A 12828-nucleotide genomic window follows, 5' to 3' on the forward strand; every position below is an offset into this window, starting at 1 on the left:
TTAAACAGTACCACACGGAACTTTAACCATATATGACGCAAAAAGACAAGAAGAAGGCATTTTCCATTTATCTGTATTTAGGAGCAATGTTCATAACTTCTTTGGTGGTATCCAATTTAATCTTTCAAAAATTTTTCTCTTGGAGCCCTTTTGGGGATGTCTCCGTATTCGGTGCACCACTTTTTGAACTTTCGGTAGGTATTTTGCCATACCCGATAACCTTTTTGATCACAGACCTCATTTCCGAGATCTATGGTCAAAAAAAGGCCAATCAAGTGGTCACCGCAGGAATTTTCGCTTCGTTTTTTTCCATGGCGATAATTTTAGTGGCCAACTACTCCAGTGCCATTCCCAGCTCACCGGTGGACAATGCCACTTTTACCACCGTTTTTGGCCTGTCCCCATTAGGGGTTTTGGCATCCATGCTGGCTTACTTGGGCGCACAGTATATCGATATTACCATTTATCACTTTTGGAAACGCCTGACCAAAGGGAAAATGTTGTGGCTCCGTAATAATTTCTCAACATTTTCTTCTCAATTTATAGACACATTCACTGTAGTAGGGCTATTGTGCCTTTTTGGTGTACTGCCGTGGGACAAGTTTTATGGATTACTCATTAGTGGGGTAATTTTTAAAATGATGATAGCCCTTCTCGACACCCCTTTGCTCTATTTTTTCGTATATCTGATGAGAAAAAGATTTAACTTAAAAATAGGAGAGGAAATTTCTTTGGATTGATGCTTCTCCTTTAATTTGTTGTAAAACACCCAAGTATGAAGAAAAAAGTCCTAAAAATTACTGGAATAACCCTACTTATCCTACTCGCAATTAGTATTGCCGTCCCTTTATTTCTTCAAGGTAAGATTGAAGAAATTATCAAGACAAAGGTCAATAACAGCATTAATGCCACATTGGATTTTGAGGATGCCGACCTAAGTCTTCTCAAGAACTTTCCCAATGCCCATGTGGAGCTTACCCAATTGTCCTTGATCAATAAGGCTCCTTTCGAAGGCGATACCCTTTTTGCTACTTCTAAGATCGCATTGTCCATGTCGATTAAAGAACTGTTCAAATCCGCAGATGAGCCGATAGTGATCAAAACTTTGGATGTGGATGAAGCCAAGTTGCACATCAAAACCGACGTGGAAGGCAATGCGAATTACGATATAGCCAAAGAGAGCAACGAACCAACGTCCGACCCCACAGGCGATCCTGATAGTAGTTTTACATTGAATATGGACTCCTATGCGATAAACAATACCGAAATTGTTTATGAGGATATGGCAAGTGGTATGCTATTGACTATTATCGAAATGAATCATAGCGGGACGGGAGACCTGTCTTTGGAAAAATCGGAGCTAAAGACCCTTACCGATGCTCTGGTATCCTTTGAGATGGATGGCACAAAATATCTGAACAAAAACAAAATCAATCTAGATGCGCTAATCGGAATAGATCTGAGCGAAAACAAATATACCTTTTTGGAAAATAAGGCCTTGGTGAACCAATTGCCACTGGTTTTTGATGGCTTTGTTAAGGTGAACGAGGAAAACCAAGAGGTGGACATTGCATTTAAAACACCTTCTTCCGACTTTAAAAACTTTTTGGCTGTAATCCCGGAAACCTATGCCGGTAACATAGAAAATGTACAGACCATCGGAAATTTTGAGGTGAATGGAGTGTTTAAAGGAGTAGTGGATGAAGAACATATACCGACCTTTAAAATTGCGATCAATTCGGATAATGCATCCTTCAAGTTTCCCGATTTGCCCAAATCTGTCCGTAATGTGCATATAGACACCGAGATAAACAACGAAACTGGTATTACGGAAGATACCTATGTCGATATTAACAGACTCTCTTTTGCCATAGATGAGGATAAATTCAATCTTAAGGCCAAGATCAGGGATGTAATGGGCAATACCAAGGTAGACGCCGACATGGACGGTAGGATAAACTTGGCGAACATCTCCCAAGCATATCCTGTGCCGGACGATTATAACCTTAAAGGCATATTGAATGCCGACGTATCCACATCTTTCGATATGGCTTCTTTGGAAAAGAAACAATATCAGAACACCAAAACCAGTGGAAAAGCATCTTTGACCGGTTTTGAGTATGCTTCGCAGGAGCTTAAAAACCCTGTAGCCATAAACAAAGCGGCCCTTACCTTTAATCCCAACACCGTTACATTGGATTCTTTTGAAGGTAAAACGGGAAGTACGGATTTTGCCGCCAAGGGAACTTTAACAAATTTACTGGGTTTTATGTTCAACAATGAAAATATTGAAGGTAGGTTTTCCTTGAACTCGAACCAATTTGCACTGAACGATTTTATGGTCGAGGAAACGGCAGATGAAAACCTGTCAACGACCGAGGAAACTACAATTGCTGGAGAGGAACGTATCAAAATACCATCTTTTTTGGATTGTACCATAGATGCTACTGCAAATACCGTGATCTACGATAACCTTGATCTAAAAAATGTAAAAGGGACATTGGTGATCAAAGACGAAACCGCTACTGTGAACAATCTTACTTCGGATTTATTCGGGGGTACTATGGGACTTTCTGGGGCGGTATCCACCAAACAAGAGACTTCTACATTCGATGTAAGCCTCGGTATGAACAATTTTAATATTGGCGAATCTTTTGCTGGTCTGGAACTGTTTAAAGTGTTAACCCCTTTGGCGAGTGCATTGACAGGTAAACTCAATTCGGATATTAAGATATCGGGTAACCTAAAAGAGGATTTTACCCCTAATTTGGCAACCATTTCCGGAAACTTGCTGGCGGAATTGCTTTCTCCCAAGTTGGATGCACAGAAAGCTCCTTTGGTGTCTTCTTTGGATAATAAGCTCAATTTTTTGGATACAAAGCAAATCAATTTGGATGGACTTAAAACCGCTTTGAGCTTTGAAAATGGGGCAGTTAAAGTAAAACCCTTTACCATAAAGTATAAAGATATCAATATAAATGTCGACGGTAGCCATACTTTTGATAGGCAGATGCAATACAAAGCCACTCTGGACGTACCTGCTAAATACTTGGGTGCAGAAGTGAACAAACTTATCGCGCAAATGAACGATCAAAGCTTGGGAGAAGTAACCATTCCCGTTACCGCCAATATTGGAGGTAGTTTTACAAACCCGTCCGTCAACACCGATATGACTTCGAGTGTAAAAACACTGACCGGTAAGTTGGTGGAAATGCAAAAGCAGAAATTGGTGAGTCAAGGAAAGGATAAGGCCAAAGACCTATTGTCCGATGTCTTTAAAAAAGATGAAGCCGATACTACCAAGACCACATCTGGCGGCGTAAAAGAGGCCATTGGCAACATTCTTGGAGGAAAAAAGGATACTACGGCAACGGATACGAGCAAAACAGAAAAGGATGAGGTTAAAAATGCGGCCAAATCCATATTGGGCGGGCTGCTCGGAAAAAAGAAAAAGGATACAGTGAATTAAATGAGAAGGGCGATTTTAAAATCGCCCTTTTTTATTCCTTGATTTCGTTGTCAATGGTTTTCAGAATCTCATCTATACTTTGCATCAATGGATTGTAATGTAACGTTTCCGTTTTGATACTGGTTAGTATGAACATAAGCATATTGTTCTCAAACTCTTTCGACTTTAAAAGATTACGGTTGCTCGTTCGGTCCGAACTAGCGGGAATCCCCAATTCATCGGAGACCCCTGTGAGGTCATACAGCGTTTTGATGCTGTTTTCTTCGCTGCGGAACATATCCAGTATCTTGTCCCGCTCATTGGCCAGCATCATTTCTTGCTTCGATATGTCCTCGATGTTGGAAATCCAATTGGTCAAAAGGATGCGAAGGCGTGGATTGGAGATGTCTTTTAAACTACCCGAATTGATCATTTCCATCAAAAGGGAATTGTTGGGGTTGAACGAAATATCGAAAGCCAAGGCGTTATACAGCAAATTGGCGAGCTCTTGCTCATCGGGCAGGTTTTTGGGGTCGACCATATAGACCAAAATTGTTTTAGAGTCCTCATAGCTTTGCCTGTTGAAGGATATAAGTTCTTTTAATTTGGTTTGGCTGGTCTCGAACTCATCCCGTAGTCCCATAAGGTAAATCTGCTCTTTTTCCCGTTTGATACCTTGCTCATTGGCGTTATCTATGGCCAGTGCGATCAAAATCCCGATGACCACCAGAACAATTTCCCCTATGGCGTAAAGAATGTAATTGCTGACTTTTTTCTCGGCTATCAATTCCTTCCTGATTTTTCTGAAAAACTTGAGCATTTTGGAATGGATTGGTCAGCTGATGTTTATACCTACAAAGTAGCCTTCGCTACTCCTAACATTGAAGACTGTATTGTCATCAAAAATAAGGTATTGCCCTTTTATGCCCTTTAAGGTTCCTTTGTAACTTGGGGTTTTGTCCAAATTGAGGCTTTTTACCTTTTCTGGATATTGAAGTACGGGAAACTCCAATAAGGTTTCTTGTTTGTCGTTTATAAAGTAGGCAATGGTTTCTTCGGGAATACTGGATTTCAGCTTCTCCCTCCATTCCACTAGATCCACGTCCTCGATATCATTTTTAAGCATTTTTTGCCAGCTGGTCTTGTCGCTCACGTGCGCTTTTAGGGCAACCTCGGTAATGCCCGCCAAATATCGATTGGGCACTTCCATAATTTCAATGGCTTCGTGGGCGCCTTGGTCTATCCATCGTGTCGGCACTTGGGATTTTCGGGTAACGCCTACTTTTACATTGCTGGAGTTCGCCAAGTAAACAATGTGTGGCTGTAACTGCATTTTTTTCTCGAATTCAAGATCACGGTCCGCTTTGTCCAAATGTGCCGTGCTCAATTCCGGTTTCATGATCCAATCTCCGGCAAGTGGAGTTTCAAAAAAGCACGTCTTGCAAAAGCCTTGTCGGAAAATAGGCAGGTCTCTGCCACAGTTCAAACACTGAAATTTGATAAAATCTATTTGAACCTCTTTGTCCAAGGCTTGGTTCATATTGATAAAATCGTTCTCGAAAACCAAAAAATACTGGATGGGGTTTCCGATTTCGGTTTTCATTTTTCTTAGGACTCCTTCGTACAGCATTTTTGGATTGAATGTATTTGACTTATTTGAAAATGAGTGTTAGAAAAGTTATTTTAGCTGTTGCACCAATCTAATTTTCCAGGTTAAAGATACCTAAAATGCCGATACCATTATTCAACTCCATCGCTTCTTGGTTGTTACGCAAACGTTATCACCAAATTGAACTTTTTTTAAAATATCCACTGGATGTTCAGGATGAGGTGTTGCGCAAGCTTTTGGATTTTTCCAAGGAAACCATGATCGGTAGGCAATATGGTTTTCAGGACCTGCCAAAGTATGATGAATTCCGCAATAGGGTTCCCATAGTGACCTATGAAGATATTGCCCCGATGATCGAGCGTACCCGTCGTGGGGAACAGAACCTTTTCTGGCCTACTTCTATAAAATGGTTTGCCAAGAGCAGCGGGACCACCAATGCAAAAAGCAAGTTTATCCCGGTAAGTGGAGAGGCCCTGGAAGACTGTCACTACAAATCCAGTAAAGACCTGTTGTGCCTTTATTTAAATAATAACGAAAATTCACAATTGTTCACGGGTAAAAGTCTCCGTCTGGGAGGGAGTAAGGAGCTGTACGAGGACAATGGGACTTTTTTTGGTGACCTTTCGGCCATTTTGATCGATAATATGCCTCTTTGGGCAGAATATAGCAGTACGCCCAGTAACAAAGTCTCCCTAATGACCGAATGGGAATCCAAGCTGGAGGCCATTATCGAAGAAAGTATTAGGGAAAATGTGACCAGTTTGGCAGGCGTACCCTCTTGGATGTTGGTATTGCTCAACCAAGTTTTGGAAAAAACGGGAAAGAACCACTTGTTCGAACTTTGGGAGAATTTAGAGGTGTACTTTCATGGAGGTGTGAGTTTTACCCCATATAAGAATCAATATAAAAAATTGTTGCCCCGCAAAAAGTTCAACTACTATGAAACTTATAATGCATCGGAAGGCTTTTTTGGGATTCAAGATCAAAACAGTTCCGACGAATTGCTGTTGATGTTGGACTATGGAATATTTTATGAATTTATTCCTATGCACGCTTATGGAGAAGGGGATAAGGCCATTCCGCTTTGGGAAGTGGAAACCGGAGTGAACTATGCTATGGTCATCACCACCAATGCCGGCCTATGGCGATATAAAATTGGGGATACGGTGAGGTTTACGAGCAAAAATCCCTATCGGATAAAGATTACCGGGAGAACTAAACACCATATTAATGTGTTTGGTGAAGAATTGATCATTGAAAATGCCGAGGAAGCCTTAAAGCAAGTCTGTTTAAAAACCGAGGCTGAAATTATGGATTATACCGCAGCTCCCATTTTTATGGCAGGAAAGGAAAAAGGGGCGCACGAATGGATGATCGAGTTTAGAAAACCACCGAAAGATGTCGGCTATTTCATTGAAATGTTGGACAATGCATTAAAATCACTCAACTCTGACTACGAGGCCAAAAGGTACAACAACATAACCTTGAACATGCCAAAGGTGCATTTGGCCAAAGAGAATTTGTTTCATCAATGGCTGAAATCCAAGAATAAATTGGGTGGTCAACATAAAATTCCAAGATTGTCCAATGATCGCGATTGCCTCGAGGAACTTCTTCAAATGAACAAGGGGTAAGCCAGATTTACGGTATCATCAGGAACCAGTACAGAAGTAACGAAAACGTTTTCGTAAAATAATCCCTTTCGTCGTAAAAACTTTTCTCTTGAACAAATAAAAGTGGATTTGGGCCGTTTATTAAAGAACTTTCCCCTATCAATACTTTAAAAACACTAAACCATTAAAAGTCATGTCGGAAAAGCTTGTTGTTATCTCGGATAAATGGGGAGCCAAAAAAGGTCTTTGGATCGCCTCTTACTTTGGCTACTTGCAGCAGTATTATGATATTGAATTTCACGATTGCCAGCAATTGGGAAATGTGGAGGTTTCCATCTATTCGGAGGAGAATATAGATAAGGCCTTTAAAGAAGAAGGTCTGGAGAGAGCGGTAGCCAACTTATTGAGAAAAGAATCGGAGAAGGCCCATTATTTAGCCTTCGGCACTGGTGCCGCCGTTGTTTACAAAGCTGCTCTACAAGGTTTGCCCACCAAGACGATAACCGCTATTTCGGCCACTGGAATAGAGGGGGAAAACCAAATAGCTCCACCCGGTGTGCAACTGATTTATGGGGAATGTGATCAATTAAAACCAGGAATGAAATGGGCCAAAAGTGTTGGGGCCAATCTAAAGATTGTGCCAAATTTTGGGCACACCCTTTACTCGGATGAAAAGATTATCTCTGATGTAAGTTTGTTGTTATTGGAAAATATTACAAAAAAAGCGGTCTAGGAGACCGCTTTTAGTTTTTTAACTGTTTCGTAGGACAGTTTTTTCTCTGCATATCCTTTCGTAACCTTGAATTCTGTTTCATCGCTGCTTGGTAGGGTAAACATGGCGTCTGTAAAAATGGCTTCGCACAAAGAGCGCAATCCACGTGCACCAAGTTTATATTCCACAGCTTTTTCTACAATGTAATCCAATGCCTGATCGGTAATGGAGAATTTAATATCGTCCATGGCGAACAGTTTTTCGTACTGTTTTATGATGGCATTTTTAGGCTCCGTTAAAATGGCGCGCAAGGTTTTTGCATCCAAAGGATTCATGTGTGTCAGTACAGGAAGTCTTCCTATAATCTCTGGAATAAGTCCGAATTCCTTTAAATCTTTTGGTATAATATATTGGAGTATGTTTTCTTGATCCAGATTTTCTTCGGCCTTGGAAGCACTGTACCCAACTGCCTGCATGTTCAATCGTTTGGTGATGATACGTTCGATACCATCAAAAGCACCACCGGCAACAAATAGGATATTCTCGGTATTTACCTCGATAAATTTTTGGTCCGGGTGTTTGCGTCCACCTTTGGGCGGCACGTTGACCGTTGTGCCTTCCAATAGTTTCAGGAGTCCCTGTTGTACTCCTTCGCCCGATACATCTCGGGTAATCGATGGATTATCGCTTTTACGGGCAATTTTGTCTATTTCGTCAATAAATACAATCCCGCGCTCTGCTTTTTCCAAGTTATAATCGGCAGCCTGCAGCAAACGGGTCAAAATGCTTTCAACGTCCTCTCCTACATAACCGGCTTCCGTTAAAACTGTAGCATCTACAATGGCAAGGGGTACGTTGAGCATTTTGGCAATGGTCTTGGCGATAAGGGTCTTGCCCGTACCTGTTTGCCCTACCATTATGATGTTGCTCTTTTGGATTTCGATATCCTCGTCCTTGCCTTTGGGCTGCAATAATCTTTTATAGTGGTTGTAGACGGCTACGGACATAACCTTTTTGGTGCGTTCCTGTCCGATTACAAAAGTGTCCAAGAAATCGTGGATCTCCATTGGTTTTTTTAATACCAACTCGGATGATAGATCTTGATTTTTAGTTTGTTTGGACTCTTCGGCCACAATACTGTGGGCCTGTTCTATACATCTATCGCAAATATGCGCATCCAGACCGGCGATCAATAAATTGGTTTCCGGTTTTTTTCTTCCACAAAAAGAACATTCCAAATTTTCCTTTGCCATAAAATTTTATTCTTCAACCATCAATAACGCAAAAATAATGGATTTGTTCTGTGTTAACTGGTTGTTTTGTAATCTATTGGGAGGTTTTACTTTTCCCTTACTAATATTTCATCAATCATTCCGTACGCTTTGGCTTCTGGGGCCTTCATCCAAAAATCACGATCACTGTCTTCGTAAACCTTGTCGAAACTTTGACCTGAGTGCTTGGAAATGATTTCATATAACTCGTCCTTGATTTTTAAGACTTCTTGGGCTGCAATTTCAATATCGCTTGCTTGTCCTTGTGCTCCGGACAGTGGCTGATGGATCATTACCCTTGAGTGAGGCAATCCGCTGCGCTTGCCCTCTTGTCCGGCACATAGCAAAACGGCTGCCATAGATGCGGCGATACCTGTGCAAATGGTAGCAACATCGGGTTTAATAAACTGCATGGTGTCGTAAATGCCAAGACCGGCATATACGCTTCCTCCCGGAGAGTTGATATAGATTTGGATGTCCTTGGAAGCATCAGCACTTTCCAAGAACAGTAGTTGTGCTTGTATAATATTGGCCACCTGATCATTGATCCCGGTTCCCATAAAAATAATCCTATCCATCATCAATCTGGAGAAAACGTCCATGGCAACCGCGTTCAATTGCCTTTCTTCAATAATGTTCGGGGTCATGTTCATGGGATACATTGTACTCATGATCTGATCATAGTACATGCTGTTTATACCATGGTGCTTGGTAGCGTAGTTTTTGAATTCTTTTCCGTAATCCATAGGATATGACTCGATTTATCTTAAAAAAAAGGTGCCGAAAAATTGGCTTTTCGGCACCGTAAAGATACTTAATTTTCTTTTAGTGGAATCTTAGCTGTACGCTTCCTTGATGAAATCTTCATAGGACACCTCCTTGATCTTAAGGTTTGCTTTTTCCTTATAAAGGTCCAAAAGTTTTTGGCTCATCAATTGTTCGGACAATCTTTTTACTTCGTCCTGGTTGCTCATTACCCTTGCGGCAACACTTTCCAGTTCTTCTTCTTTTGGGTCCATGTGGCCATATTGAGCCATTTGGGACTTAATGAAGCCTTTGGCGAACTCCTTAAGTTCATCGAACTGAACCTGAAGATCGTTCTCTTGAATGATTTTCCCTTCGATCAATTGGTAACGAAGTCCTTTTTCGGATTTTTCGAACTCTTCTTTGGCTTCATCCTCGGTCAAGGGGTTTTCTCCACTTATCTGAATCCACTTTTTAAGGAACTCGGACGGAAGCTCGAATTTGGTTTCGTCAATTAATTTTTCGGTGATATCGTTCAATAGCTTCTGATCGGCTTGTTGTTCAAACTGCTTTTCAGAGTCTTCTTTGATCTTGTCCTTCAGTTCTTTTTCGGAACTTACTTTTCCTTCGCCAAACAATTTGTCGAAAAGTTCTTGGTCCAGGGCAGCTGGTTCTCTTTCGTTGATCTCTTCTATTGTAAAGGTAACATCGATCTTAAGGCCATCGGCTTTGTCTGCGGAAATTCCCAAGGCACTCGACAACAAATAGTCTTCTTTAAAAAGACCTTTGCTTGCTAGGGTCACAGTGTCGCCCACTTTTTTACCTACCAGGGCATCAATGGCTTTTTTGCCTTTGATCTTGTCCATTTCGATAGTGGTCTTGTTCTCTATTTCCTCTTCTTGATTGGTGAACGTACCGGTAATTTCGTCCTTTTTGCCAACTTCGGACTTGGAGATCAGTTTTCCGTATTGCTTTTGGATACGTTCTACTTGTTCCTCGACCATTTTTTTATCGGCAACAATTTTATATTGGGTCACTGCTTTTTTTGTCTTCAAGTTTACGTCGAAGCTCGGTGCCAATCCCAGTTCAAATTCAAAATCGAGATTGTCTTTGTCCCAATCAAAATCGTCCTGTTGTTTTGGAAGCGGATTTCCAAGAACATCCAACTTTTCTTCGGTAAGATATTTGTTCAGATTGTCTTGGAGCAGTTTGTTCACTTCGTCCACCAAAACAGCTTTGCCGTACTGCTTTTTGATAAGCCCCATAGGAACTTGACCTTTTCTAAAACCAGGAATGTTTGCCTGTTTTCTGTAATCCTTAAGGATTTTCTCTACTTTGTCTTGATAGTCTTCTTTGCTTATGGCAACCTTTACTACTGCATTAAGATCGTCAATCTGCTCTTTGGTTATATTCATTTCCTACCTAATTTGCTTTCTAAAAATGGGATGCAAAAGTAAGTCTTTTTTGAATTGTCGGCAAGTTTTTAAACCGTTGGTTCTCAAACAAAATGAATTCTATTGATCTTCTTTTAAAATGGAGTGTAAAATGGCCTGTAAAATTGCTAGCAACAAACTGAAGATTACCGCCGACCAAAAACCACTTACATAAAATCCATCGATGAGTTTTGCGGCCAATAGAATAATTATGGCATTGATGACCAATAGAAAAAGCCCTAGAGTAAGAATGGTAATGGGCAAGGTGAAAATTACCAATATTGGTTTTACCAAGAAGTTGAGGATGCTCAGTACAACAGCCACTAGAATGGCGGTCATCATGGAGTCGACCCCGACCCCGGGTAGTACATAGCTCAGAATTACTACGGCTATTGCATTTAAAAGAAGTCTCAGTATAAGTTTCATAGTGTTTAGTTTTGTCAGTAATAAAAAAGGCACCGAAATTCGGTGCCCTTAAGATAAGAAAATAATGTTTGTTTAGTCAATATATAACCCGGTGTAATCCAAAGGGTTTACGTTGGGTAAATTTGATCCGTATTTTGAATTTATTGCCGCTATAAAAGCGTTGGCAACAATGGCATAGCCTCTTGGCGACGGGTGAACACCATCTAAAGAGAATCCTCCGCCTGTGGCGAAAGTTGCGTCAACATTGCTACCATCTGCTTGCTGAAAACCATTGGTGTTCAGTTCGTTCAGCAAGGCGTTGGCATCTACAAAAGCTAGGTCGTAGGCTGTGGCCAAACCTGAAATGGTCTGGTTGTATGCTGTTAATGCGGTTTCCACGGTGGCTTGTTCTTCTGGAGTCAAAACCCATTCGTCTCCAAGGGGAACGGCAACTCCATTAATGGATGTTGGGTTGTTCGGGTCGGCAAGAGTGCCGATGAATGTTCTGGAGGTAAGCACCATTAAATCGTCTTCGGTGGCTTGTCTCATATTGATCAAAGCTGGGTTGTAGCCTGTTAAATCGGTCAAATCTTCATCGATAATTACAACAGCGTTGCCTTCACCAGCCGAGAAAGATATGGTTCGCTTTGCCAGTTCGTCCTCTGTGATTATACCCAATCCTTGTAATTGTGCAAGTCCTGCATTATAGGCTCCGTAGCCTTCGGCGCTGTTCAAAAAAGCAGCAGTCGGAGCATCCAAAGGCACTGGATTGTGCGGCACGGTGGTAAAATAAGGAATATCTGTAACGTTGGGAAGGTTGGCAATGGCACCACCTGCTCCATTGGCCGTCATGGTTTGAATAATACCATCCAAGGTGGCTGCGAAAACGTTGGGGTCGGTGATGTCGCTTCTGGAATAGGTGCTAGGGTCCAAGTTGCCTGTTTGGTCAACTCCTGTTCCGCCGCCCGTTGCGTAAATTAAAATATCGTTCGCTCCGGCCCATAAGGTGAAAAATGTAGCGCCTTGTGCTGCTGCATCACCTAAGACGGTGGCGGTCTCCGAGGATGAAAATCGTGCGAAGTAAGGATTGGCTGTGCCCATGGCAACCCCTGCGACGCTTCCGTAACCCGGAGCTAACAATTCATAGCTTTTGGCGCCAGGAACACCCATGTTGTTGTATGTTCCGGATAATTTAACGGCTACATCGGTAGAGCCTTGTCCTTCAACAGGTACAGGACTTGGGCTTGCGCCCAAGAAGGATAGTATAAGTCTGTTGCCGGCAACTACGTTTCCGCCCAGTGTCATGCCGCCTAAATTATCGGCCATAAACGGTATCTCAAAACTTCCGCCTCCTGCAAGGGCAAAATTGGTGGCGAGCATATTGGGGAAAGATGCTGTTTGTCCGTCAATAAATAAAGCATTGTCCGAGAAGCCCGCGGTCAAGGAGTTGCCTATGGCTACGTAGTTGGAAAAATCTGCTGTTCCTGAAGTATATTCTACTGGAGTTGGGTCTGGTGTGTCGATCGGGGTGTCATCTTCACATGCAATCAAGAATAAGCCTAAGAATGGGAGTAAGGCATACAACTTTTTCAT

At 41.7% G+C, this 12828-nt stretch carries 11 protein-coding genes; 4 read left to right on the forward strand and 7 right to left on the reverse strand.

The annotated features are described in order from the left end of the window. The first annotated feature begins 32 nt into the window (after nt 1-32). Both MJO53_RS10310 and MJO53_RS10315 read left to right on the forward strand, forming a co-directional pair. Nucleotides 33-740 carry a queuosine precursor transporter gene (locus tag MJO53_RS10310; protein WP_224835405.1) on the forward strand — a complete coding sequence of 236 codons (708 nt, stop codon included), beginning with the start codon at nt 33-35 and terminating at the stop codon, nt 738-740. A gap of 35 nt (nt 741-775) precedes the next feature. Further along, the gene (locus MJO53_RS10315) at nt 776-3469 is read left to right on the forward strand and encodes an AsmA-like C-terminal region-containing protein (protein WP_252079025.1); all 2694 of its coding nucleotides are present in this window, start codon (nt 776-778) and stop codon (nt 3467-3469) included. A gap of 31 nt (nt 3470-3500) precedes the next feature. On the opposite strand, the gene MJO53_RS10320 is transcribed toward MJO53_RS10315, so the two are convergent. Beyond that, nucleotides 3501-4268: a DUF6090 family protein gene (locus MJO53_RS10320; protein ID WP_252079026.1), complete on the reverse strand. Its 768-nt coding sequence runs from the start codon at nt 4266-4268 to the stop codon at nt 3501-3503. 15 nt (nt 4269-4283) lie between these two features. Continuing rightward, nucleotides 4284-5078 (reverse strand): DUF2797 domain-containing protein, encoded by a 795-nt coding sequence (locus tag MJO53_RS10325; RefSeq protein WP_224835402.1) that lies wholly within the window; start codon nt 5076-5078, stop codon nt 4284-4286. A 98-nt stretch (nt 5079-5176) separates the two neighbouring features. On the opposite strand from MJO53_RS10325, the gene MJO53_RS10330 reads away from it, so the two are divergent. Both MJO53_RS10330 and MJO53_RS10335 read left to right on the forward strand, forming a co-directional pair. Beyond that, nucleotides 5177-6691 carry a GH3 auxin-responsive promoter family protein gene (locus tag MJO53_RS10330; RefSeq protein WP_252079027.1) on the forward strand — a complete coding sequence of 505 codons (1515 nt, stop codon included), beginning with the start codon at nt 5177-5179 and terminating at the stop codon, nt 6689-6691. A gap of 172 nt (nt 6692-6863) precedes the next feature. Continuing rightward, nucleotides 6864-7403, forward strand: coding sequence for a hypothetical protein (locus MJO53_RS10335; RefSeq protein ID WP_224835400.1), 540 nt, complete (start codon nt 6864-6866; stop codon nt 7401-7403). On the opposite strand, the gene clpX is transcribed toward MJO53_RS10335, so the two are convergent. The 5 genes from clpX to MJO53_RS10360 form a co-directional block, all read right to left on the reverse strand. Further along, nucleotides 7400-8635, reverse strand: coding sequence for an ATP-dependent Clp protease ATP-binding subunit ClpX (gene clpX, locus MJO53_RS10340; RefSeq protein ID WP_252079028.1), 1236 nt, complete (start codon nt 8633-8635; stop codon nt 7400-7402). The two genes, MJO53_RS10335 and clpX, sit on opposite strands and share 4 nt — an antisense overlap. Before the next feature lie 86 nt (nt 8636-8721). After that, a complete protein-coding gene (clpP, locus tag MJO53_RS10345; RefSeq protein WP_224835398.1) occupies nt 8722-9399 on the reverse strand; it encodes an ATP-dependent Clp endopeptidase proteolytic subunit ClpP in 678 nt (225 codons plus the stop codon). 90 nt (nt 9400-9489) lie between these two features. Continuing rightward, nucleotides 9490-10812 (reverse strand): trigger factor, encoded by a 1323-nt coding sequence (gene tig, locus MJO53_RS10350; protein ID WP_224835397.1) that lies wholly within the window; start codon nt 10810-10812, stop codon nt 9490-9492. Nucleotides 10813-10911: 99 nt separating this feature from the next. Further along, a complete protein-coding gene (locus MJO53_RS10355; RefSeq protein WP_252079029.1) occupies nt 10912-11256 on the reverse strand; it encodes a phage holin family protein in 345 nt (114 codons plus the stop codon). Between the two features lie 72 nt (nt 11257-11328). Further along, a complete protein-coding gene (locus MJO53_RS10360; protein ID WP_252079030.1) occupies nt 11329-12828 on the reverse strand; it encodes a G-D-S-L family lipolytic protein in 1500 nt (499 codons plus the stop codon).

The sequence above is a fragment of the Flagellimonas marinaquae genome, from assembly GCF_023716465.1.
Lineage (GTDB): Bacteria > Bacteroidota > Bacteroidia > Flavobacteriales > Flavobacteriaceae > Flagellimonas > Flagellimonas alginolytica.

Excerpts from the sequence above, each read along its gene's own strand:
- MJO53_RS10310 (WP_224835405.1), top strand. The coding sequence starts at position 33 with ATGACGCAAAAAGACAAGAAGAAGGCATTTTCCATTTATCTGTATTTA.
- MJO53_RS10315 (WP_252079025.1), top strand. The coding sequence starts at position 776 with ATGAAGAAAAAAGTCCTAAAAATTACTGGAATAACCCTACTTATCCTA.
- MJO53_RS10320 (WP_252079026.1), bottom strand. The coding sequence starts at position 4,268 with ATGCTCAAGTTTTTCAGAAAAATCAGGAAGGAATTGATAGCCGAGAAA.
- MJO53_RS10325 (WP_224835402.1), bottom strand. The coding sequence starts at position 5,078 with ATGCTGTACGAAGGAGTCCTAAGAAAAATGAAAACCGAAATCGGAAAC.
- MJO53_RS10330 (WP_252079027.1), top strand. The coding sequence starts at position 5,177 with ATGCCGATACCATTATTCAACTCCATCGCTTCTTGGTTGTTACGCAAA.
- MJO53_RS10335 (WP_224835400.1), top strand. The coding sequence starts at position 6,864 with ATGTCGGAAAAGCTTGTTGTTATCTCGGATAAATGGGGAGCCAAAAAA.
- clpX (WP_252079028.1), bottom strand. The coding sequence starts at position 8,635 with ATGGCAAAGGAAAATTTGGAATGTTCTTTTTGTGGAAGAAAAAAACCG.
- clpP (WP_224835398.1), bottom strand. The coding sequence starts at position 9,399 with ATGGATTACGGAAAAGAATTCAAAAACTACGCTACCAAGCACCATGGT.
- tig (WP_224835397.1), bottom strand. The coding sequence starts at position 10,812 with ATGAATATAACCAAAGAGCAGATTGACGATCTTAATGCAGTAGTAAAG.
- MJO53_RS10355 (WP_252079029.1), bottom strand. The coding sequence starts at position 11,256 with ATGAAACTTATACTGAGACTTCTTTTAAATGCAATAGCCGTAGTAATT.
- MJO53_RS10360 (WP_252079030.1), bottom strand. The coding sequence starts at position 12,828 with ATGAAAAAGTTGTATGCCTTACTCCCATTCTTAGGCTTATTCTTGATT.